The organism is Lujinxingia sediminis (assembly GCF_004005565.1).
Lineage (GTDB): Bacteria > Myxococcota_A > Bradymonadia > Bradymonadales > Bradymonadaceae > Lujinxingia > Lujinxingia sediminis.
On sequence record NZ_SADD01000001.1, the window covers coordinates 683,170 to 704,065 of the forward strand.

At 64.3% G+C, this 20,896-nt stretch carries 17 protein-coding genes and 1 tRNA gene; 8 read left to right on the forward strand and 10 right to left on the reverse strand.

Annotation, left to right across the window (positions count from 1 at the left end):
• Positions 1–6: 6 nt before the first annotated feature.
• Both EA187_RS02810 and EA187_RS02815 read right to left on the reverse strand, forming a co-directional pair.
• Entirely contained in the window at positions 7–1,398 is a 1,392-nt protein-coding gene (locus EA187_RS02810; protein ID WP_127779096.1) for a dicarboxylate/amino acid:cation symporter, read from the reverse strand.
• Between the two features lie 130 nt (positions 1,399–1,528).
• Positions 1,529–1,954 carry a DoxX family protein gene (locus tag EA187_RS02815; RefSeq protein ID WP_127779097.1) on the reverse strand — a complete coding sequence of 142 codons (426 nt, stop codon included), beginning with the start codon at positions 1,952–1,954 and terminating at the stop codon, positions 1,529–1,531.
• A 275-nt stretch (positions 1,955–2,229) separates the two neighbouring features.
• Here EA187_RS02815 and EA187_RS02820 point away from each other — a divergent pair, with 275 nt between their 5' ends.
• Positions 2,230–3,831: an acyl-CoA carboxylase subunit beta gene (locus EA187_RS02820; RefSeq protein ID WP_206524167.1), complete on the forward strand. Its 1,602-nt coding sequence runs from the start codon at positions 2,230–2,232 to the stop codon at positions 3,829–3,831.
• Positions 3,832–3,857: 26 nt separating this feature from the next.
• Entirely contained in the window at positions 3,858–4,262 is a 405-nt protein-coding gene (locus tag EA187_RS02825) for a hypothetical protein (RefSeq protein ID WP_127779098.1), read from the forward strand.
• 93 nt (positions 4,263–4,355) lie between these two features.
• Here the strand turns inward: EA187_RS02825 and EA187_RS02830 are convergent, their stop codons facing one another.
• On the reverse strand, positions 4,356–5,252 hold the full coding sequence (locus EA187_RS02830; RefSeq protein WP_115603012.1) for a ParB/RepB/Spo0J family partition protein: 897 nt from the start codon (positions 5,250–5,252) through the stop codon (positions 4,356–4,358).
• A 12-nt stretch (positions 5,253–5,264) separates the two neighbouring features.
• Positions 5,265–6,053, reverse strand: a complete 789-nt coding sequence (locus EA187_RS02835; protein ID WP_127779099.1) for a ParA family protein — start codon at positions 6,051–6,053, stop codon at positions 5,265–5,267.
• A gap of 263 nt (positions 6,054–6,316) precedes the next feature.
• Here EA187_RS02835 and EA187_RS02840 point away from each other — a divergent pair.
• A tRNA-Pro gene (locus EA187_RS02840) sits at positions 6,317–6,390 on the forward strand.
• 63 nt (positions 6,391–6,453) lie between these two features.
• Here the strand turns inward: EA187_RS02840 and EA187_RS02845 are convergent.
• Positions 6,454–7,209, reverse strand: a complete 756-nt coding sequence (locus EA187_RS02845) for a hypothetical protein (RefSeq protein ID WP_127779100.1) — start codon at positions 7,207–7,209, stop codon at positions 6,454–6,456.
• A 202-nt stretch (positions 7,210–7,411) separates the two neighbouring features.
• Here EA187_RS02845 and EA187_RS02850 point away from each other — a divergent pair, with 202 nt between their 5' ends.
• A complete protein-coding gene (locus EA187_RS02850; RefSeq protein WP_127779101.1) occupies positions 7,412–8,272 on the forward strand; it encodes a UbiA family prenyltransferase in 861 nt (286 codons plus the stop codon).
• On the opposite strand, the gene EA187_RS02855 is transcribed toward EA187_RS02850, so the two are convergent.
• The 3 genes from EA187_RS02855 to EA187_RS02865 all read right to left on the reverse strand — a co-directional run bounded on the left by EA187_RS02855 (position 8,222) and on the right by EA187_RS02865 (position 10,881).
• Positions 8,222–8,623 (reverse strand): hypothetical protein, encoded by a 402-nt coding sequence (locus EA187_RS02855; protein ID WP_127779102.1) that lies wholly within the window; start codon positions 8,621–8,623, stop codon positions 8,222–8,224. The genes EA187_RS02850 and EA187_RS02855 overlap by 51 nt on opposite strands.
• A gap of 334 nt (positions 8,624–8,957) precedes the next feature.
• The gene (locus EA187_RS02860; protein ID WP_164855923.1) at positions 8,958–10,088 is read right to left on the reverse strand and encodes a THUMP domain-containing class I SAM-dependent RNA methyltransferase; all 1,131 of its coding nucleotides are present in this window, start codon (positions 10,086–10,088) and stop codon (positions 8,958–8,960) included.
• A 94-nt stretch (positions 10,089–10,182) separates the two neighbouring features.
• The gene (locus EA187_RS02865) at positions 10,183–10,881 is read right to left on the reverse strand and encodes a pirin family protein (RefSeq protein ID WP_127779104.1); all 699 of its coding nucleotides are present in this window, start codon (positions 10,879–10,881) and stop codon (positions 10,183–10,185) included.
• Positions 10,882–11,081: 200 nt separating this feature from the next.
• On the opposite strand from EA187_RS02865, the gene EA187_RS02870 reads away from it, so the two are divergent.
• Complete coding sequence (locus EA187_RS02870) at positions 11,082–12,086, forward strand: phosphotransferase (protein WP_127779105.1); 1,005 nt, start codon at positions 11,082–11,084, stop codon at positions 12,084–12,086.
• Positions 12,087–12,176: 90 nt separating this feature from the next.
• Positions 12,177–13,154: an asparaginase gene (locus EA187_RS02875; protein WP_164855924.1), complete on the forward strand. Its 978-nt coding sequence runs from the start codon at positions 12,177–12,179 to the stop codon at positions 13,152–13,154.
• A 64-nt stretch (positions 13,155–13,218) separates the two neighbouring features.
• Here the strand turns inward: EA187_RS02875 and EA187_RS02880 are convergent, their stop codons facing one another.
• Together EA187_RS02880 and EA187_RS02885 are read right to left on the reverse strand one after the other, a co-directional pair.
• A complete protein-coding gene (locus EA187_RS02880; protein WP_206524168.1) occupies positions 13,219–13,938 on the reverse strand; it encodes a response regulator transcription factor in 720 nt (239 codons plus the stop codon).
• A gap of 344 nt (positions 13,939–14,282) precedes the next feature.
• Positions 14,283–17,387, reverse strand: coding sequence for a fibronectin type III domain-containing protein (locus EA187_RS02885; RefSeq protein ID WP_127779106.1), 3,105 nt, complete (start codon positions 17,385–17,387; stop codon positions 14,283–14,285).
• A 286-nt stretch (positions 17,388–17,673) separates the two neighbouring features.
• On the opposite strand from EA187_RS02885, the gene EA187_RS02890 reads away from it, so the two are divergent.
• Both EA187_RS02890 and EA187_RS02895 read left to right on the forward strand, forming a co-directional pair.
• Positions 17,674–19,335 carry a cation:proton antiporter gene (locus tag EA187_RS02890; protein ID WP_127779107.1) on the forward strand — a complete coding sequence of 554 codons (1,662 nt, stop codon included), beginning with the start codon at positions 17,674–17,676 and terminating at the stop codon, positions 19,333–19,335.
• Positions 19,328–20,893: a cation:proton antiporter gene (locus tag EA187_RS02895; protein WP_127779108.1), complete on the forward strand. Its 1,566-nt coding sequence runs from the start codon at positions 19,328–19,330 to the stop codon at positions 20,891–20,893. Before EA187_RS02890 ends, EA187_RS02895 begins: the two co-directional genes overlap by 8 nt.
• The last annotated feature ends 3 nt before the right edge of the window (positions 20,894–20,896 follow it).

The window sequence follows — 20,896 nt, forward strand, 5'->3', positions numbered from 1 at the left end:
TGGGGGTTATGGGGTGGCGTAGGAGCCGTCTTCGCGCTCGGGGGCGAAGAGCTTGCTCTCGTCGATGGCGTCTTCGAAGTGGGCGATGGCGGTGGCGCCGATGGAGTCGCTCCAGACATTGATCATCGTGCGCATCATGTCGAGGGGGCGGTCGATGGCCCACAGAAGGGCGATGAGCTCCAGGGGCAGGCCCACGGCCTCGAAAATGATGACCATCATCACCAGGCCGGCGTGCGGGATGCCGGCCGCGCCGATGCTGACCATCAAGGCGAGCGCCACGATGGTGAGCTGGGTGGAGAAGGTGAGCACGAAGTCGGGGTTGGCGCTGGCGTAGACCTGGGCGATGAAGAGGACGGCGACGCATTCGTAGAGGGCGGTGCCGTCCATGTTGATCGTGGCGCCTAAGGGGAGCACAAAGCCGCCGACTTCGTTTTTGACGCCGACGGTATCTTCGAGCTGCTCAAGCGTCATGCCCAGGGTGCCGGCGGAGGAGGCGGTGGAGAAGGCCGTGAGCAGCGTGGCGCCCATCGCGCCGAGCACCCGGTAGGGGTTGCGGCGGGTGAGAAGCCAGAAGAGGAGCGGCAGGGTCACAAGCCCGTGCAGGAGCAGGGCGGCGGCGACCGTGCCCGCGTAGCCCACTACGCTTGTCAGGGCCTCCGGACCGGTGATGGCGAGCAGGCGGGCGATGAGCGCAGCGATGCCCACCGGGGCCAGGGCGATGATGAAGAGGGTCATCTTCATCATCACGGCAAACACAGCCTGAAAGAAGCCGTCGATCGTCTCCAGAAAGGGCTCATCAACCTGGAGGGTGAAGATCCCGAAGAGGATCGCAAAAAAGATCAGCCCCAGAAGATCGAAGTTGGCCGCGGCGGCGACCACGTTGGTGGGCACCACCGAGAGGAGCATCTCCCAGGGGCCGCTGGGCGCGGGGATGTCAACCTCGCCGAGGGCCATGGGCATCGAGAGGCCGACGCCGGGCTCGAAGAGATTGACCAGGAGGAGTCCCAGAAGAATGGCGAGCAGGCTTGTGGTGACGTACCAGGCGGCGGCGCGCGCGCCGATGCGGCGAAGGCGAGCAAAGTCGCGCATCCCGGTGATGCCGCAGACCAGCGAGGCGAAGACCAGGGGAATGACGATCATGCGCAGGAGCGCCAGGAAGAGCTCGGCCAGACCCCGGGCGGCGGCCCCGGCCGGGGTCTGGTTCATCAGGCTTTGCAGCGCGGTGTTGATCTCGCGGGTCGCACCGATCAGGTCGTCGGGACGGTAGCTCGGGCCGAGCACCTGCTGGCGGGCCTGCTCGAGCAGCGTCTCGTAGTAGGTGCCGTGCAGGGCCATGCCCCAGACAACGCCGACGACCATGCCCAGGAGGATCCACCAATGAAGTTTGATCTTTCGCATCGCGCACGCTCACGTCTTGAGACTTCGCCATCACACATGTTGGGTGCGCGGAAGTAGAACGCGAGCGGGCCTCGGGCACAAGGGGCGCGTTATGGCGTCGTTACGATGCGTGCATCCGAGGGGAGCAGGCTCAGGCGTCGCCTTTTTTGCGGGCGATGAGGTGGTCGAGCGAGAAGCGCCCCGGGCCGGTGAGCATGAAGGTGAGGTAGGGGACGGCGTACATCAGCGCGAACTCCTTTTTCTGCCAGGGATCGTCGCCGTGGATCACGAACGCGGCGATGAGCATCGTGACGAGAAGCGGCACGCTGACGACGCGCGTGGCCAGACCGAGCATCAGCAGAAGCGAGGCCCCGACTTCGGCGCCCACGGCCAGGGTCAGGCTCACCGGGCTGGAGAGGCCCAGCGGGTCCGGGAAGGAGGTCGAGTATTCGCCAAAGTTCGAGAGTTTGGGCATGCCGTGGGCAACGAGCATCGCGCCACCGATCCACAGGCGAAGGATGAGCAGGCCGAGATCGTTGAGGGTGGGGCGAAGACGTGAGGGGATGAGGTGTTCCATAGGGGGGGGGCTCGATGGTGAGGGGGGAGGGCGACGCCCGAAGGGGAAAGAGCGACGCGTCAAGTAAGGCGGGGACGAAGCGGGGGCGCTTCAATCCGCCGACCAACGTTGTGGGGTGGGCGAGGATTCCCGGCGAGGGGCGAAATGTGATGGGGGGCCTTGTTGCGCGCGATCGCCTCGGGCTTCTATTCTGCAGGCGACACGAAATCATGCCGAATTTCAATGACGCGCGCCGGGCGACCCTGTGTGTTGCGGGTGTGTTGTAGGAGTGAGCGATGTCGGAAAACAAACGCATGCGAGAGCTGGTCGAGGCATTGTGGAAACGTCGCGAAGACGTCGCGCAGATGGGAGGGCCCCGGCGCGTGGCGCGTCAGCATGAGCGGGGCAAGCTCGATGTGCGCCAGCGCATCGCTTACCTCTTTGATGAGGGGAGCTTCAGGGAGTTCGGCCAGCACGCGTTTTTTCATTCCAACAGTCAACCGGTGCCACCGGAGAAGGTGCGGACGCCGGCCGACGGGGTCGTGTGTGGTTTTGGAAAGATCCGCGGGCGGATGGCGGTCTGCGCGGCCTACGACTTTACGGTGCTGGGCGGCTCGATCGGTGATGTGGGAGAGCGGAAGGTGACGCGCGCCCGGGAGTTCGCGTTGAAAAACCGCGTTCCGATGATCTGGCTTATTGATTCGGCCGGGGCGCGGGTGCACGGGGGCTCGGGTATTGATGGTGACCAGGTCACGCTCTTTGCTAACACGGGCTATCTCTTTCGCGAGCAGGTGATCATGAGCGGAGTGGTGCCGCAGGTGGCCGCAATGCTGGGGCCGGGGGCCGCGGGCACGGCGTATATCCCCGGGCTCGCCGACTTTGTGCCGATGGTCGATGGCACGAGCTTTATGGCCCTGGGAGGCCCCCCGCTTGTGAAGGCGGCGGTCGGGGAGGACATCGATGAGCAGGCGTTGGGTGGAGCGCGGGTGCATAATGAGGCGTCGGGGGTGGCCGACCAGATCTACAAAAGCGATGAGGACTGTCTTGACGCCATCAAGGATTATTTGAGCTACATGCCGCAGCATTGCGAAGATCGCGCACCGGTTGCCGAGGCGGTGCCGGACGAGGCGCGCGAGCCCGGCGGTGCGCTGTGTGAGGGGCTACTTGACGTGCTGCCGGAGTCGAGTCGCCGAGCCTACGATATGCGGAAGCTCGTGGCGGCGGTGGTCGATGAGGGGTCGATCTTTGAGATGAAGCCGAAGTTTGCGCGCAACATCGTCACGGCCTTTGCGCGTCTGGGTGGGCAGCCGGTGGGGGTGGTGGCCAACAACCCTAAATACCTCGGGGGGATTCTGGAGAATGACGCGGCCGATAAGGCCGCGCGTTTTATCAACCTGTGCAACAGCTTCAACATCCCGCTGATCTTCTTTCAGGATGTGCCGGGCTTCATCATCGGCAGCAAGGTGGAGAAGGCGGGCATCATTCGCCACGGTGCGAAGATGCTTTTTGAGGTGGCCAGCGCCACGGTGCCCAAGCTGACCGTGATTGTGCGAAAGGCTTACGGTGCGGGCTATTATGTGATGTGCGGGCGGGCCTATGAGCCGGATCTGATTGTGGCCTGGCCCACCGCCGAGATCAGCGTGATGGGCCCGGAGGGGATGGTGTCGATCTTTGCTCGCAAGATGCTGGAGGGCGCGCCGGACGCCGAGGAGGTCAAGGGGCAGATGGTCGAGGCGATCCGCCCCTACATCGATATCTACAAGGTGGCGGGGCGAGGGCTGATTGATGAGGTGATTGATCCGCGGGAGACACGCGACTATTTACTGGCAGGGCTGGAGCTTGCGCGTGAGAAGCGCGTGGAGCGCCCGTATCGAAAGAGCGGCGTGCGGCCGGTCTGAACAACGCAACGAACCAGGGTGAGACGATGACATTAACACTGTGGATGATTGTGGCGGCCGTGGCGGCGGTGGTTGTGGTGCTCTGGCAGTTCGGGGCCGGGCGGCTGCAAAAGCCCCTGGCGCATGCGATGCGCACCGGGGAGTTGGCCGGGGTGCTGGCGGCGGTGGAATCGGCATCGCCCTCGGAGCAGCCCACGCTCTGGGATCACGCCATCGGGGAGTTGTGGAAGGCCTACCAGCGCGAGACGGCGACGCGCCTGATCACCGAGGCCGCAGCGCGCTCCGATGCCGACATCGTGCAGTACTGGGTGCGCCAGGCCATGGAGGTGGAGCCGGAGATCGCCGCGCAGTATTTTTCGCCGGAGTTTCTGGAGGCGTTCTTTAAGCCGGAAGTCGCGGCGCGCTGCGGTCGAAAGGGCTGTTGCGGCTGAGTGATGCGGGCCTGATGAGGGCGGTGAGCATCACGAAAAGAGAAGAGCCCGGCGCGTTAGCGCCGGGCTCTTTTTTTGTACTCTTAAAGACGTTCAGCCCTGCGATTCTTTGTCGTCGACGATGATGCGGTCGAGGACAGATTGCAGGATCTCGACGTCGTCGTAGAAGATCTCGATCTTACCCTTGCCCTGGCGGTCTTTGACTTTGACGCGGGTTCCAAGGCTGTGCTGGAGGCGTTCGGTGAGGTCGCGCACCAGCGCGTCGTCGCGGTAGCGGTTGCGTTTGGGCTCGGCCTTTTTGCCCGGCGGCTCCTTGAGGTTGCGTACGTACTCTTCGGTCTCGCGGACCGACCAGCCCTCGGCGACGACCTGAGCGGCGAGCCGTTCGGCGGCCTCGGCTTCGAGGGTGATGATGGCGCGGGCGTGGCCGGCGCTGAGTTCGCCGCTGGCGAGAAGATCGAGCACAAACTCACTCAAGGTGAGCAGTCGCACGGAGTTGGCCAGCGCGCTGCGAGACTTGCCCACGCGGATGGCCAGATCGGCCTGGCTCAGGCCGGAGTCGTCGAGGAGCTTCTGGTAGGCCAGGGCTTCTTCAACCGGGTTGAGATCTTCGCGCTGAATATTCTCGATGAGCGCCAGGGTGTAGGCCTCAAAGTCGGTGACGTCTTTGATGACGACCGGGACCTCGCTCAAGCCAGCTCGTTTGCAGGCGCGCAGGCGGCGCTCGCCAGCGATGAGCTCGTAGCGGCCCTGGCGTTCGCGCACGACCAGGGGTTGAATCAGCCCGCTCTCTTTGATGCTCTCTGCCAACTCCTCAATGCGCTCGCCATCGAAGTAGGTGCGGGGCTGGGGGCGCGCGGTGTCGATGCGAGCGATGGGAAGTCGAATAAATTCGCGCTTCTCAGCGCTCTCGGCCTGTTTAGGGATGAGCGCGCCCAGGCCTTTGCCGAGCGCCTTGCGCGTCGGCTTCTGATCGTCGGTCGGTGCCATAAGTGGTCCTTATCAGGCGGAGGCGCTGACGCCGCCGTGCCCGTTACGCTTGAGGAATTCGCGGGCGAAGTCACGGTAGGAGATCGCGCCGCGGGAGCTGCGGTCGTATTCGCTGATCGGCATCCCGAAGGAGGGCGCCTCCCCCAGGCGCACGTTGCGGGGGATGACCGTCTGGAAGACGAGCTCGCCGAAATGGGTGGAGACTTCCGTGGCGACCTGCTCGCTTAAGTTGGTGCGCGAGTCGTACATGGTCAACAGGATGCCCTCGATGGTCAGCGCCGGGTTGAGGTGCTCGTGGATGAGCTCAATGGTGCGAAGCAGATGGCCCAGGCCCTCAAGCGCGTAATACTCGGTCTGGATGGGTACGAGCACGGTGTTGGCGGCGGCCAGCGCGTTGATGGTGAGCAGCCCTAAGGAGGGAGGGCAGTCGAGGATCACGAAGTCGTAGTCGTCGGGGACCTTCTCCAGGGCCTGACGAAGTCGGAATTCGCGGTCATCTGCGCTGACCAGCTCGATCTGGGCTCCGGCAAGGTCGGTGGTGCTGGGGATCAGATCGAGGTTCTCGGTCTGAGTGGAGCGTATAAGCGTCTCGACGGAGCGCAGTCCCACGAGCGCATCGTAGATCGAGGTGTCGCACTCCTCGCGATCGACGCCGACGCCACTTGTGGCGTTGCCCTGGGGGTCGAGGTCGATCAGGAGCACCCGGCAGGACTCTGCGGCCAGGCAGGCGGCCAGGTTGACTGAGGTCGTGGTTTTTCCCACGCCTCCTTTCTGGTTCGCAATTGCGACGATTTTCTTCACGATCGCACCTTCAGTGCTGCGCGGGCCCTCAAAGCCCCGACGTTGACGTCTGCCCCGGCCTCCCTGGCACATGTCGGCGCGGGGCCGACGAGGGCAGCGCATGATGGATCGCCGATCGGGAAAGTTCAAGGGTTGGGAGGAGGGGCTTTTCGGAGAAAAATGAAAGTTTTTCAAAAAGGGTGTTGACGCCATCGGGGGGGCTGGGTATTTAAGCGCTCCACTCAACGAGGGCCTGCAACACGGGGCCTGAGAGAGTCGGATGTCGGGGCGTGGCGCAGCCTGGTAGCGCACTTGCATGGGGTGCAAGGGGTCGCAGGTTCAAATCCTGTCGCCCCGACTTAAAGAAACCCGCGAAGCGAAAGCTTCGCGGGTTTTTTTATGCCCGAAACACCGGGGCCGCTCAGGTCGTGGCGCGTTTGCGGCGGCGCATCAGGTGCTGGAGCTGGCGGGGGAGGATAGCGGCCAGGGTGGGCAGTGTGAGCTCGACGCCGAAGAGCAAGACCTGACCGGTGCCGGCGTCGGGGCATTCTTGAAAGAAGCGGTGGACGGTCGGCTCGGGGCGACCGAGCCAGGTGGCGCGTTCATCGGGGGAGATGGGGTAGATGGGGCCATTGCGCATCGACCAGGCTTCGGGATGTTCGGGGATCATGTCGATCGTGCGGAGGAGATCGACGAAGATCGCGCGTTGTGCGGGTGATGCGTTGGCGTGTGGGTCGGGCGGGGGGAGGATCGTGCGGAAGTAGGGTGCGAGGCGCATGTAGGTGACCGGGCCAGCGGATTGGCCCAGAAGCCAGGGTCTGCGACCCGAGGCGTGGGCGCGCAGCGCCTGACGGATGAGTTCTGTGGGGCCAAAGCGCTCAAAGGCCCGGGAGCCTCGTGTGCGGTTGGCCTGTGCACGGGCGACCACGCTGCGGATGATCATGAAGTCGCCGGCGGGCAGCGTCACCGGGGAGGAGGTGACGATTTGAAAGCCGGTCAGCCTGTCGTGCTCTTTAAGAAGCGCGATGCGACTGCGCTCGATGCCGCTGTGAAAGTACTGCCTGTGGATGGCCTCGGTGGTGCTCTCGGGGAAGTAGGGAAGGAGCAGCGTGTTGAGTTCGCTGGCGAGCTTATCTCGGGCGGCGTCGTCCAGCGTAAGCGGGTCAAAAACGTGCATGGGTCCATCGTGGGAAGGAAGTCCGGAAATTGGCGAAGGGTTGCGATGGTGCCAGAGGATGGTGCTGGCGAGCAACGGGCGCGGCGATTCGCCGGGTGGCCTCCCCCTGTGATGCGGCGTAGGGTGGTTTGATGCGCCGCGCGCTTGCTCGACTCTCTGGGCTGCCAGGCGAAGCGGCGGTGATTTGTGGCAGGAGTCTGCGATGCGCGTTCTCAGCGCACTGATCTTTTCGAACATCTGGATTGCGACCGGGGCGGCCGCGTTGACGCTGGCCAGCGCGCGCCAGTTTGGCGGGGCGTCCGGGGCGATCATTGCGCTGGGGTCGACGGTCTTGTGGGCGACGCTCGCGGTGTACAGCCTGGATCGCCGGGTAGGAGGCCGCGGCGAAGATCGCCTGGCGGGGAGTGTGCGTCATAGGTGGTTGAGCGGGCATCGGGGGATAGTGACAGTGGTGATCGGGCTGGGCGTAGCAGGGAGTGCTGTGTCGGCCTGGATGTTGCGTCTGCCGACGTTGGTGGCGCTGGTGCCGCTGGCCGTGGTGTCGGTGGGCTACAGCCTGCCGTTGATCTTCTGGAAGGGGGCGCGGCTTAAAGATCTTCCGCATGTGAAGACGCCGGTCACGGCGTTGGTGTGGGCGGTGGTGACCTGCGGGTTGCCGGCGCTGGAGTTGGGGGGGCCGCTCAATCCGGGCATATGGACGTGGCTTATGCTGGAACGTGCGCTCTTTGTGTATGCGCTGACGCTCCCCTTTGATGTGCGCGATTTGCACAGCGATCGGGCCGGAGGGCTGCGTACGCTCGCCGGGCGGCTGGGGGAAGATTGGAGTTTTGTGCTGGCGCAGACGGCGGTGCTGGCGGTGATCGTCTCGGCGGCGGTGCGCGCCTTCTCGGGTCCGGGCGTAGGGGGGCTGGCAGTGATGCTCGCCAGCCTCGCTTCGCTCGGCTTGCTGCTCTACGGCAAGCGCCGCTTCGCGGCGCGCCGCCCCCCCGGCGAACTCTATTATGCGGGCGCATTAGACGGGATGATTCTGGGGCAGGCGATCCTGCTCATGATCTTCGGCTGAGGCGGGCTCCGGGGCGTTGTGGATATGAATGTTGGGGTTGGACGCCAGCGCGCTGGCCGCTCCCAGATCTTCGAGTGCTGGCGGAGCGTAGGTCGAACGTGCATGTGCCGAGATGTTGGCCTGCCCGGCGTTGCGCCGGGCGGCCTGGCTCTCTCGGTGGCCGCGCTCAAAGTGATAAATCTGCGGTCGACCACCGGGCGGGAAGGCCACCAGCACCGGCTCGGCGTCGGGGGGCTCGTCGAGTGCGTCGCGTTGGTGTCGACGCGTAAGCAATGCATCGAGTTCGCGGCGAATTTTAACGATGCGTCGCGTTTTTAGCCCGAAGATGTTCCATCGAAAGTTCAGTCCCATCACGTCCCCTCGTCATGGTTTGCAACGTCGTTGAAGTGTGACGCCGTGAACTCGCGTTGAGGCCGGGTGTGCTGCATCGATAGCCCCGCGGACTGCGTTGCAAAGCCTCGACGATGTGAATCGCCTTTCTTTATGCGCCTTGCCCGCGTCACGGAGTCCCGATGTTACATCCATCGGAATCAATTTCTGTTCACGGTGTGCTGTCGGGTTGAACGGCCCCCCCGTCAGGGTGCCCGTGGTGGGCACTCGATCTATTATCGAGTGTGGCGCCCGGGTTTTGCGTCCGAAATGAAAATTCATGGAGCCAGGGGCTCCATACGCCGTGACGTGCGTGTCAGCCCGGAGGGTTGCTGTGCCAGAGATCGACGGAGATGCCGCCGTTAAAGATGGTGGCGATACTTTTGAGGCGATGTGTGGCGAGTGCCTGAACCTCGGTGGCGCGCTCGCGGGGCCAGATAAAGGCCAGTGACCATGAGGGGAGCTCGTTTTGCCAGCGCTCGATGAGCGTGGGCAGGACGTCGCCACTCTCCAGGCGCTCGCCATAGGGTGGGTTGGTCAGGATGAGGCCGGGAGGGGTGTCGGGGGAGCAGAGCTCCGCGAGGGGGGCGGGCGTAAGATGAAGTTGAGTGTCGACGCCGGCGCGGCGGGCGTTTGCGGCGGCGGCTTCCAACACGTGGGGATCGCGGTCAAATCCCAGAATCCGGGTGGGAGCTTCGGGCTTGCGGGCGGCTCGAAGTGAGTCTCGAAATGCGGCGAGTCGGGCGCTGTCGAGGTTTTGCCAGCCCTCAAAGGCGAAGCTGCGCGTGAGGTTTGGCGGGGTCTTCGTGGCCATGAGCGCGGCCTCAATGAGGATGGTAGCGCTGCCGCACATCGGATCGAGCAGGGGTTGGTCGGGCTGCCAGCCGGAGAGTAGCAACAGGCCGGCGGCGATGTTTTCGCGGAGGGGGGCCGGGCCCGATTCGGTTCGCCAGCCGCGTTGTTGGAGACGCGGTCCGCTGGTGTCGAGGCTGAGCTGGCAGCGATCGCCCTCGATGCGCACCATGATTCGCTGGGCCTGGTCGCTTTCGCCGAACTCGGGGGCCGGGCGCTGTAGCTCGTCGGCAAAGCGTTCGCCAATCGCCTGCGCGACAACTTCCGCGATGGTGCCGGTGTGCACCATACGGCTCTGCTGGCTGTGCGCGTGGATGTTAAGGGTGAGGTCCGAGCCGATGAGACGCTCCCAGTCGAAGCGCCTGCATTTTCGGTAGAGCTCGGAGGTGTCTCGGGCGCGAAACTCATCAAGGCGAAGCCAGATGCGTGTGGCGCTGCGCAGAGTGAGGTTCGCCTCATAGAGGGTGGCGTAGGTGGCCTGGAACTCGACGCCGCCGGTAAGCATTCGCGGCTTTTTGATCTTGAGTTGGCGAAGCTCCGCGAGAAGCGCCTCTTCGAGGCCGGGCTGGGTGGTGGCGAAATAGGTCTGAGCCATAGAGACAGTCGGGGCAGGGAGTAGGCCAGTGGCGTGGGGGACGATGCCCGCACCACTGGCCCGGCGCAAGAGGCCTCCGGTTGGCAGCGTGAGATCAGGCCAGATCAAAGAAGAGCACTTCGGACGCAGCGGTGGCCTTAAAACGGAGTGTCGGCTCCTGAAACGCGGCCAGGCCATCGCCCTCGCCGAGGGGCTGGTCGTTGACCTTAAGCGTACCGCGCACCACCTGAACCCAGCCGTAGCGTCCTTCGGGAAGCGTGATGTCGACGGCGTGCCCCTCGTCGATGCGGGCGGCGTAGATGCGGGCGTCCTGGTGGATCTTCAGCGCGTCACCGTCGGCGTCCGGGGAGACGATGAGGTGGAAGGTGTTGGGTGAGGAGCTCAGCTCGAAATTGCGTTGTTCGTAGGAAGGCGTCAGCCCGGGCTCGGAGGGGGGAATCCAGATCTGGAGAAAGCGCACCGGTTGGGTGTCGGAGTCGTTGAACTCGCTATGACGCACACCGGTGCCCGCGCTCATGCGCTGGACTTCACCCGGGCCAATGGTGGAGCCGTTGCCCATGGAGTCGCGGTGGGCGAGTTGTCCGTCGACGACGTAGGAGATGATCTCCATGTCGCGGTGGGGGTGGGAGCCAAATCCCGCGCCGGGGGAGACGATATCATCGTTGATAACGCGCAGGTTGCGAAAGCCCATTCGGTCGGGGTTGTGGTAGCCGCCGAAGGAGAAGGAGTGGCGAGAGTTGAGCCAGTCGATGCGGGTGCTGCCGCGTTGCGTTGCGGGGAGGTGTTCAAGCATAGGGACTCCTGAGAAGATGTGGGCGCGGCGGGCGGCCGGGCGATTTTAGACGGCGAGAATGTAAGCAGTGCGAGGGTGTTGGAAAGCGTCAGGGGGAGTGGGGGGAGCCGTCCGTGCCAGCGTTGCTCAATGCGCTTGAATGCCGTGACGTGCTTGCAGGATGCGGTGATCGGCTGGTTGGAGGAAGGCAGGAGTGAGACTTGGTTGATGCGAACGATACGAGGACGGGGGGCTGCACTAAAACCACGGATGCGCCAGCGTTGGTCGTCCCTGATGAGCGCCCCTGGGAGTTGGTTGAGGACCAGTCGATGGATCGCGACGCGCTACGACGTCGTCTTTGGCGTTGGGCGTCGATCGAGGTGATCGGGCGCCTGGCCGGTGGCACCAATCCCGGGGTGGTTGTGTCGTTGGGAGAGGGGCGACGAGCGGTCTATCGGGAGTACGCCGGCGGGCGGCGTGCCTGGCAGACGGAGTGCGGGGTATGTGGCGAGCTGGCCGGGGTGGTGGGCGCGCCGGCGTTGCTGGATTGCGGGGAGGAGCGCGATGGAAGCCGGCGCGCGGACTACTGGTCTCTGGTTGCGTATGTGGATGGCGAGGCGGCTGCTTGCCCGACGCAGGTCGATGTGGCGGAGGCGATCGTGAGGATTGCGAGCGCGCGTCGCTACGCGTGTCCGGGGCTACTGGGGGAGGGGCTGGCGTTGACGAAGCGCTGGGACACGCACCGTGCGGAGTTTGACGGGTTTATGGGCTGGGCGCTGGGCCAGGAGGTTGTGGTGGAGCGTCTCGGGGTGGCGAGGTTGGCCCGGGTGCGCGCAACGATCGCGGCCGGAGGGGAGGCGCTGGCGATGTTGGGGGCGGAGGCGTATTTGATGCACGGGGATCTTAAAGATGCCCATGTTATGGGGCGGCGTGTGGGTGGGGCGTGGGGGTGGTGTCTGGTTGACTGGGAGATGGGGCGGGCGGGGCATCCGCTGATCGAGCTCGGGCGATGGTCGGCATCGAGAACGTTGAGCCGCTGGCGTGAGGAGAGTGCGCAGGTGCTCAAGCTGCTTGAAGCGAGGTGGCCCCCGGGACGGTGGGCGCGGGGCTGGGAGGTGGTGGAGCTCTATCGCCTTCAAACGCTGGTAGGTACGTTGAAGGCCGGGGCACGTCGTGAAGACGCGGTGATCTGGGCGTTAACAGCGATCGACGCGCTCCTTGCTTGATAGCGAGGATGGCCTGGCGCATAGTCGGCGCGCGAAGCCACGAGACGGTGCGCCCAAAACGGCCCCGTGATGATGGACGAGAGGTCTGAGATGCCACGCGTATTGATTTTGCACACCGGCGGGACGCTGGGGATGAGCGGTTCACCGCTTTACCCGGATGCGTATGCCACTCGCCTGACCGAGGCGGTGCCGGAGCTTGAGCAGCTGGCGACGATTGAGACGCGCATCGTCTTCAACCTCGACTCCAGTGATATGGGGCCACCGCATTGGGAGGCGCTGGCGTGTGAGATCGACGCGAGTCGCGACGCGTTTGACGGTTTTGTGATCGTGCATGGCACGGACACCATGGCCTACACCGCGGCGGCGTTGAGTTTTGCCCTGGTGAATCTGGGCAAACCCGTGATTCTCACCGGTGCGCAGCGTCCCCTGGGAGCCCTTCGCACCGATGCGCGCCGCAACCTGGCTGATGCCGTGGAGCTTGCGACCCGGGCGATCCCCGAGGTCGGGGTGTGTTTTGATGGTATTCTGGTACGAGGAACGCGCGCGACCAAGAGCCACGCCAACGATTATCGCGCCTTTGATAGCCCGGGTACCGCCCCGATTGCGAAGTTGGGCGTCGACATTGAATTGAGCGCCGGGCTGCGTCACCCGACAGGGGAGTACGTTTTTCGCCCCGGCTTCGACGCTCGTGTGATGATGCTTCAGATGACGCCGGGTTTAAGCCCAAAGCTCATCGAGCCGCTTTTTGAGGGTGGGGAGCTTGGCGGGCTTGTGCTTGCGGCCTACGGGATGGGGACGGTGCCTGCGAGTGAGCCTGATATGACGGCGATGGTTTCGCGCGCGGTGGCGTCGGGGGTGGAGGTGCTCGTGATCACCCAGGCCGCAGGCAAAATTGACCTGGGGCTCTACGAGAATAGCCGTCGCCTGGCCGACGCCGGAGCGATCGGTGGGGGAGGACTGCATGTGGAGGCGGCAGTGACCAAGATGATGCACGCCCTGGCCAACTTTGAGACCTCGGCTGCGCGGCGCGACTATCTGTTGCGGGACATCGCTGGCGAGCGAAGCTGAGCCAGGGCGCGTGCGCCCTGGCTCAGCTTCGCGACGGTGAGCGCGACGTACGCCGCGGCTGCGTTCAGGCTACGAAGAACTGGTAGCCCTTGCCGTGCACCGTTTTGATCCAGTCGGCCTCACCGCCGAACTCGACGAGCTTTTTGCGCAGGCGGCTGATGTGCACGTCGATGGTGCGATCGAGGCCGTCGTACTCGCGGTCGAGCAGGTGGCGGTAGAGCTCATCGCGACGCACGGTGGTGCCGGAGCGTCTGGCGAGCATCCAGAGCAGGTCAAATTCGAAGGTGGTCAGCTCAACCAGGGTCTCGTCGATTGTGGCCTGGCGGGCGCGTCGATCGATGAAGAGCGGCCCCATGTTGAGCTTTTTGGAGTCACCGCTGGCAACCGAAAGGTCGGTGACTTCGCTGATCTGTTCCAGGCGGCGCAGCAAGGCTTTAAGCCGCGCGAGAAGCAGAGGCGGTGATACCGGCTTGGTGACATAGTCGTCCGCACCGACCTCCAGACCACGGATGTGGTCATTGTCGCCGTGCGAGCCGGTGAGCATGATGATGGCGCCCATATATGCGGGACGCACCGCCTTGCACACCTCAAAGCCGTCGGAGTCGGGCAGGCCCAGATCCAGGAGCACCGCGTCAGGGTTCTCGCTGCGAATGTGTTCAATGGCGCGCTCGCCATTGTGCTCGACCCGGGTTTTATAACCCTCGGCTTCCAACAACTCACCAAGAGCGCTGGCGAGGCCGGGGTCGTCCTCGACGATCAAGACAGTCGCTTCACTTTCCATCATGCCAACAGTCTCCTCAGGAAGACGCGAAATCGAATACGGGGAGAGTTAAGTTCACTACGTGCTCGCCGGAGGGAGCGGCTGCAGTTGTGCGCCATGGATACTGCTCACCACCTGTTCGTGGCGTCGTGTCGCAAGCATGACAACGAACCGCGCGGTATTACGAATGCTCCGGCAGACGTTATCGCGGCGGAACTATAACACCAGGGATAGGTTCGGGCGCGGGGCGATTGCAGTATTTTACAAGATTTCACAATGGGCGCCAGCGCAACATTCAAAAAGGACGAAGCCGCGCCCGGGGCGGGCGCGGCTTCAAACTTAACAGCTGTTAAGAGTGTGGAGTGACCTCAGTTTATGTTGAGGGTGACCGCGGGGACTTCGACGGTGATGTTGGTGCCGATGTCGACGCGGGCGCGGTAGGTGAGCTTGGACGCGTCGACGTCGGCGTCGGTGACGGAGTCCGCGTCCGCGGCCCCGAAGGTTTCCCAGACGACGGGATCGGCGGCGAGGCTGGCGCGCTCCCAGGTGAAGGCGAGGGAGGTTGCGGGGCGGAAGCCTGTGGCGTCGGCCGAGGCGGTGGCGTCAATGCCGCTCTCACCGCGGGCGATGATGCGGACGGTGATGGGGGCGCCATTCACCGGGGTGCCGTTGGTGATGGTCAGCGCCATGTCGTTGTTCCCGCTGTCGTAGGTGCCGTCGATCTGGTCGAAGGTGTAGTCGGGGGCGTTGGCCGCCAGCGCGGCCGACCCGGCGGAGGGCACGGTCGAGAGCACGGAGTCATCGCTGGCGTCGAGGATGTCGTAGCCGGTGATGGAGGGTGCAGCGCGCGAGCCGTTGACGGACGTGGAGGGGGCCGAGGGGCCCGCCGCACTGAGGGCGCGCACGGTGTAGGCGTGCGAGATGCCGGCTTCGGTGGCAGGGGCGCTCCAGCTGAGGTCAACCTGATCGGGGTTGGAGTTCGAGGCGCTCAGGTCGTTGACGGTGTCGATAGCGCCGGCGTCGGCGGTCGTGTCGGCGTAGGAGGTGACGAGGCCGAGGGAGGCCAGCGGGTCGCTGTCTCGGAAGATCTCATAGCCGGTGATGGCAGGCGCGGCGCGCGAGCCGGTGGCCACATTGGAGGGGGCCGAGGGGCCCGCCGCACTGAGGGCGCGCACGGTGTAGGCGTAGGAAGTTCCGGCGCTGCCTGCAGCAGCGCTCCAGCTCAGGTCAACCTGGGCGGCGTTGGTGGTGGAGGCGGTGAGGCCGCTCGGGGCGCCGAGGGTGCCCGGGTCGGCGGAGGTGTCGGCGTAGGAGGTGGCAACTCCGGGAGGGTTAATGATGTTGGACCCGCGGAAGATTCTGTAGCCGGTGATGGCGGGAGCGGCGCGTGAGCCGGTGGCGATGTCGCTCGCGCTGCCCTCGTCACCCGCGCTGTTGTAGGCGCGCACAGTGTAGTCGTACGTGACGACAGGGCTGGCGACGGAGGCCTCCCAGGTAAGGTTGACCTGATCCACATTGTTCGTGGATGCCTGAAGGTTGGTCGGAGCATTCAGAGAGCTTTCGGTGGCGGTGGTGTCGTTGAAGCCGGTCTGACCGGCGTCGTTGATCTCGGTGAGCAGGTTGCCGTCGCGGTAGACGCGGTAGCCCTCGGCGCCGCTGACCGCGTTCCAGCTAAGTGCGACGTGTTGCGTGTTGGTGTTGGAAGCGGTCAGGTTTGTAGGGGCCCCGGGGATCGTGACGAAGGTTTGTTCGCCGGAGTAGGAGGTGCCGGTGGCGTTGACGATGAACGCGCGCACGAAATAGGTGGTGGCGGGGGCAAGCGAGGAGAAGGATTCGGTGAACGGGCCGGTGGAGGCGGGAGCACCGCGCGAGCTGCAGTCGGTAGCGCCGGAGGCCGGATAGGCTGGGTTGGTCTGGGTGCTGATGCAGATGCCATGCTCCGTGGCTGCAGGATCGCCCAGGCCGGTGACCGTGGCGCTGATGGTGGCGTTGTTTGTATCCACCCCGGAGATCGACGCCAGATTGATCTGGGCGCCAAACGCGCGGTAGCCGGCCTGGCCCGCGGTGGTGACCGAGGGCGCAGCCGGGGCGCCTACGACCACGCGGTAGAAACGCGTTTCACCGGTTGCCGGGGCGTCGAAGTCGCTGTAGGTGGCCGAGGTGGCGCCGCTGATATCCTGATAATCGTTTTCCTGATCGAGGTCGGAGGTGGTGCGCTGCCACTGGTAGCTGAGCTCGCCGGCGTCGCGGAATCCCGACACTTGCGGGCTGGGAGCGCCGGCCGATGCGTCGGCGAGGGCGCGAACCCGGTACTGTCGCGGCTGGCCGTCTGCGCTTGTGCTGCCGCTGATGCTCACCTCGACACGGTCGGCGAATTCGCCGGCACTTACCGTGGTGGTGCCAGCGGTAATGGTGCCTTCGGGGGCGTCCTCGTCGAGGTACTCGGTGACAAGACCCACGTCGATCCAGGCACCGTCGTCGATCTGAACTTCGTAGGAGGTCGGAGCCGGAGCGGGAAGTTGAGCGACGACTGCTTCGGAAGGAGCGCTGTCGGCGTCGGGATAGGATGCGACAACTTCGTAGCTGAGTTCATCGCCCTGGCTTCCGGTAGCCGCAGACCAGGTCAGGCGCACGCCTGCGCTTTCGGTGCCCTGCGTGGCGCTGAGATCTTCGTAGCCGGAGAGGGTGCCCGCCGGCGCGTCTTCGTCGGCATAGGAGGGCTGGCCGACGACGGCGATGGACGTGCCGTCACGAAGCACTTCATACTCCACGATCCCGTCGGCCTCATCCCAGCTCAGGGTGATGACGCCGCCGTCAACGACGGCGGTGACGTTTGTGGGCGTGGGGGCCATGGTGGTGAAAGCCAGGGTGTTGCCATAGCCGGAGTCGGAATCGCCATCGATGAAGTAGGTGGCGACGTTGTAGCTGGTACCCGGGTTTAAGCCCTCAACCGGCAAGGAGAAGGTGCCGGGGGCTTCGAGAAGGGTCCCAATGGCCTCGCAGTTGGCGTTGTCCAGCGTGGGGCTGGCCTCGCTCGAAGACCAACAAAAGCCCAGCTCGCTGATGCCTTCGATGGGGAGCTCTGCCAGCTCGCCATTGAGGTGCGCGCCCCGGGCGGTGATGTCGGTGGGCGTCGTTGTGATGACGTCGGTCTCGGGGCAGGGCGTATCGCCGGAGCAGACAAGCTCGGCACCCTCGCACTGGAACTGGTCCAGGTTGCAGGAGCCACAGGGATCGCCCGGAGCGTTCTCCAACTCCTGGATGCCGCCGCAGGCGTTGAGTTCGGCGTCCGGGTCGACATCCGGGAGGTCGCTTCGCAGCATGCACACGCCGGCCTGGCATGCTTCGTCGGGGAAGCAGTCCTGGTCGCTCTCGCAGACCTGGTCGTTGAACTGGGGCTCACAGCCGAACAGGCTTGCTGCCGCGCTCAGGGTGAGCGCGGTGCGCGCGAAGAGGGAGAAGCGTGGGGTCATTGCGAAGTCTCCTGCCGAAAGATTTGGCGTCACGCCCGGATTGCGGGACGTGGGTCACTGGGGGGCTATCACCATCGCCGAGCAGCCTAGTACAAATAGAAACGAGTGTCGACGCAGGGGGCGGGAGCCTGATATCCGGCGTTGAATGCCCGCCGAATGTGCGCACTCTTTGTGCCGATAGACGATGTGCTGATGTGATACTGGGAACGTACGTCATGATGGATGTGTCGATGATGCTTGATACGCGTGCGACAGTGCGTCGGGAGCCGGCCGCCGAGGTGTGGGAATGATGGAGCCCGGGTTCATAGAAAATCTGGGGTGGATCATCTGCGCCTCGACCCTGGTGGTGCTGGTGGCCGATCGCCTGCGTGTGCCCTCGATCGTGGCCTACATTGTGGCGGGGCTTTTGTTGGGGCCGATCTTCGGGCTTCTGGAGGTCACCCACGCTGTGGAGTTGATCGGGGAGGTGGGCATTGCGCTCCTGCTCTTTGTGGTGGGGCTTGAGCTGAGTTTGGAGAAGATTCGGGATGTCGGAAAGGTCGCCGCGGTCGCCGGCTTGACGCAGGTCGGGCTGTCGGCAGCCGGCGGATTCGGGATCAGCTATGCGCTGGGCTATGAGCCGATGCAGGCGTTGCTGCTGGGCATCGCCGTGACATTTAGTAGTACGGTGGTGGTCGTCAAACTCGTCGACCAGAAAGGGGAACTCGACGCCCTCTACGGACGTATCGCTGTGGGAATCTTGCTGGTGCAGGATATCGTCGTGGTGCTCGCGCTCACCGTGCTCGCCGGCGTTTCGGAGGGGGGCGCAGACGTCGGGATCAAGGGCCTGCTCTCAAGCGTGGGCTTTGCGCTGGGCGGCACGGCGATGTTGATGGTCGCCGCGCTGGCAGCCGCGCGCTGGGTGCTTCCACGGCCGATGGCCTGGGCGGCGCGCTCCGCCGATACGCTCTTTATGTGGAGTCTGGGGTGGTTTTTTGTGTTCGTGCTCGTGAGCTACGTGCTCAATCTGAGCCTGGAGATCGGGGCGTTTCTGGCGGGTCTGAGTCTGGCGCAGCTGCCCTATAGCGAGGAGCTGAAGCGGCGAGTTCATCCTCTTATGAGCTTCTTCGTGGCGATCTTTTTCGTGACGTTGGGGCTGCAAGTTGATCTGAGCTCGGCCCGTCAAGGGGTGGGGGTGGCGCTGGTGCTCTCGGCGTTTGTGATGGTGGGCAAGTTCGTGATGTTCATGGCGAGCGTGAGTCGAAGCGGCTATGGCGAGCAGACGAGCTTTCGCACGGCGGTGTCGCTGGCTCAGATCAGTGAGTTTGGATTCATTTTCGCCGCCATGGCGCTCTCTGCGCAGTTAATCGGCGAAGAGGTGCTCTCCATTGTGGCGATGGTGGGGCTGCTGACGATCGCGCTCTCGTCGATGCTCATTCAGTACAGCGATCCGCTCTATCGCCGGATTAAGAAGACGGGGGCGCTGAAGGTGTTCGGGGCAGCCGGTAATCCGGAGGAAGCGAGGCAAGAGGAGGGCGCGCGCGACCATGTGATCATCGTGGGGATGAACCCGCTGGGTCGCGAACTTGTGCGGTATCTCCACGAGTGTGGGGAGCGGGTGGTGGTGATTGATACAGATGTGTTCAAGCTGAGCGATCTTCCGGCAGAGACCATTCTGGGCAATGTGGAGCACGGTCCGGTTCTGGAGGAGGCGGGGCTTGAGCATGCGCGGGCGATCATCAGCGCGTTGCACATCGATGATACCAACCGGGTGGTGGCGTTGAAGGCCCGACGAGCGGGGGTGCCGGTGGCGATTCATGCATTTGATGGTGCGCTCATCTCGGAGCTCGAGGCGCTGGGGGTCGACTACCTGATTACGCCGAGGGCCGATGCGATCGAGCAGGAGTGGGAGCGCTTGAAGGCGTCCTTGATGGAACAGGGAAGAGGCCAGGAGTCTGGGGATGATTGAGGTCGCGGTCATTGTGTTCGGAGCGGCGGTAGCCTACGGGCTGGGGCGAGGGCTGCGCATCCCGGTGATGCCTCTGTTGATCGTGGCCGGGTTGCTCTTTTCGCTCACAGGCTTGCTCGACGATCGTGAGGTTGTCGGGGCGATGCTGGAGATGGGATTAACCTTTCTGGTGTTCACAGCGGGGCTGGAGATGGCCCCTTCGCGGGTGCGCGAGCAGGTGGGAGCGGTATGGCGGGTGGGGCTGACGCAGTTTGTGTTGCTAGGTGGCCTGGCCATGGTCGTGCTGTGGTTGGGGGGGCAGAGCGTGGAGGAGTCGCTCTATGTGGCTCTGGCGGTCGCGGCGAGCTCGACGCTGGTGGTGGTGCGTATTTTGCGTCAGCGTCGCCAGATCTTTGAGCCGCTTGGCCGTATGCTCATCGGGGTATTGTTGCTTCAGGATGTGTTGATCATTCTGGGGCTTGTGGTGGTCTCGGGACTGCCCGAGGGGCCGGTGGTGGTGTTGCAGCGGGTGGGAGGCGGTGCGTTGCTCATGGGGCTTGCGGCGTTGCTCTACTGGCAGGTGCTGCCACGGGTGATCGACCGCTTTGAGGACGATGATGAGATCGGTTTGTTGGTGGTCGTCGCCACGCTCTTTGCGATGCTGGGACTGGCATCGTTGGTGGGGGTGCCGATTATTGTCGGTGCTTTTGCTGCCGGGTTGTCGCTCTCGTCCTTCCCCACCAATGCGTTGGTGCGGGGGTTAATTGGTCCGCTGATCGACTTTTTTATGGCGCTGTTTTTTGTGGCGCTGGGGGCCTTTCTGGTGGTGCCCTCCATGGAGGAGTTGCGGGTCGGGTTGGGGTTGATTGTCCTCCTATGGATCGTGACTCCGGTTGTGGTTGTGGTGGTGGCGGAGCGCGCCGGATTTACAACGCGCGGGGCGGTGGAGGCGGGGCTTTTGTTGGCGCAGACCAGTGAATTTTCCCTGGTGGTGGCGCTGCAGGGCGTGGCCAGCGGCCAGCTCAGCGAGGGGACGTTGACGATCATCACGTTGGTAACGGTGGTGACCATCGGTCTTACACCCTGGATTTCAGGGCGCCGGATGGTGCTCTGGGGAATGCGGCTTCATCCGCGGCCCCGGGCAGTCGAGGGGGGCACCGATGTGGAGGATCACGTGGTGGTGATTGGTCTGGGGGTGGCCGGCTCGAAGTTGATGGAGAAGATCAAACAGGCGCAGATGCAGGCCGTCGGGCTGGACTACGACCCGGCGGAGGTGTCGCACCTGCGGGAGCGAGGCTATCAGGTGGTGTGGGGCGATGCCGACGATCCGCGAGCGTTAGAAGCGCTGAATCTGTCTCAGGCGCGTGCGGTGATGATTACCACCGGCAAGCTCGCGCATGTGGAACAGGTTGCCGAGCGTGTGGCGAAGGGGACACCGGTCTGGGTCAATTTGATGGATGATTCCCAGGTGAGTGCGTGCGAGGCGGTGGGGGCTCATACCGTAAACTACTCTCGGGCATCGAGTCGTCCGGTGATGGCGTGGTTTGAGGGGTTAGAGGCTTCGAAGTCGACGTCGTAATGG

What these genes read in the sequence shown, in the direction of transcription:
- EA187_RS02810 (WP_127779096.1), bottom strand. Translation starts at nt 1,398, where the DNA reads ATGCGAAAGATCAAACTTCATTGGTGGATCCTCCTGGGCATGGTCGTC.
- EA187_RS02815 (WP_127779097.1), bottom strand. Translation starts at nt 1,954, where the DNA reads ATGGAACACCTCATCCCCTCACGTCTTCGCCCCACCCTCAACGATCTC.
- EA187_RS02820 (WP_206524167.1), top strand. Translation starts at nt 2,230, where the DNA reads ATGTCGGAAAACAAACGCATGCGAGAGCTGGTCGAGGCATTGTGGAAA.
- EA187_RS02825 (WP_127779098.1), top strand. Translation starts at nt 3,858, where the DNA reads ATGACATTAACACTGTGGATGATTGTGGCGGCCGTGGCGGCGGTGGTT.
- EA187_RS02830 (WP_115603012.1), bottom strand. Translation starts at nt 5,252, where the DNA reads ATGGCACCGACCGACGATCAGAAGCCGACGCGCAAGGCGCTCGGCAAA.
- EA187_RS02845 (WP_127779100.1), bottom strand. Translation starts at nt 7,209, where the DNA reads ATGCACGTTTTTGACCCGCTTACGCTGGACGACGCCGCCCGAGATAAG.
- EA187_RS02850 (WP_127779101.1), top strand. Translation starts at nt 7,412, where the DNA reads ATGCGCGTTCTCAGCGCACTGATCTTTTCGAACATCTGGATTGCGACC.
- EA187_RS02855 (WP_127779102.1), bottom strand. Translation starts at nt 8,623, where the DNA reads ATGGGACTGAACTTTCGATGGAACATCTTCGGGCTAAAAACGCGACGC.
- EA187_RS02860 (WP_164855923.1), bottom strand. Translation starts at nt 10,088, where the DNA reads ATGGCTCAGACCTATTTCGCCACCACCCAGCCCGGCCTCGAAGAGGCG.
- EA187_RS02865 (WP_127779104.1), bottom strand. Translation starts at nt 10,881, where the DNA reads ATGCTTGAACACCTCCCCGCAACGCAACGCGGCAGCACCCGCATCGAC.
- EA187_RS02875 (WP_164855924.1), top strand. Translation starts at nt 12,177, where the DNA reads ATGCCACGCGTATTGATTTTGCACACCGGCGGGACGCTGGGGATGAGC.
- EA187_RS02880 (WP_206524168.1), bottom strand. Translation starts at nt 13,938, where the DNA reads ATGATGGAAAGTGAAGCGACTGTCTTGATCGTCGAGGACGACCCCGGC.
- EA187_RS02885 (WP_127779106.1), bottom strand. Translation starts at nt 17,387, where the DNA reads ATGACCCCACGCTTCTCCCTCTTCGCGCGCACCGCGCTCACCCTGAGC.
- EA187_RS02890 (WP_127779107.1), top strand. Translation starts at nt 17,674, where the DNA reads ATGATGGAGCCCGGGTTCATAGAAAATCTGGGGTGGATCATCTGCGCC.
- EA187_RS02895 (WP_127779108.1), top strand. Translation starts at nt 19,328, where the DNA reads ATGATTGAGGTCGCGGTCATTGTGTTCGGAGCGGCGGTAGCCTACGGG.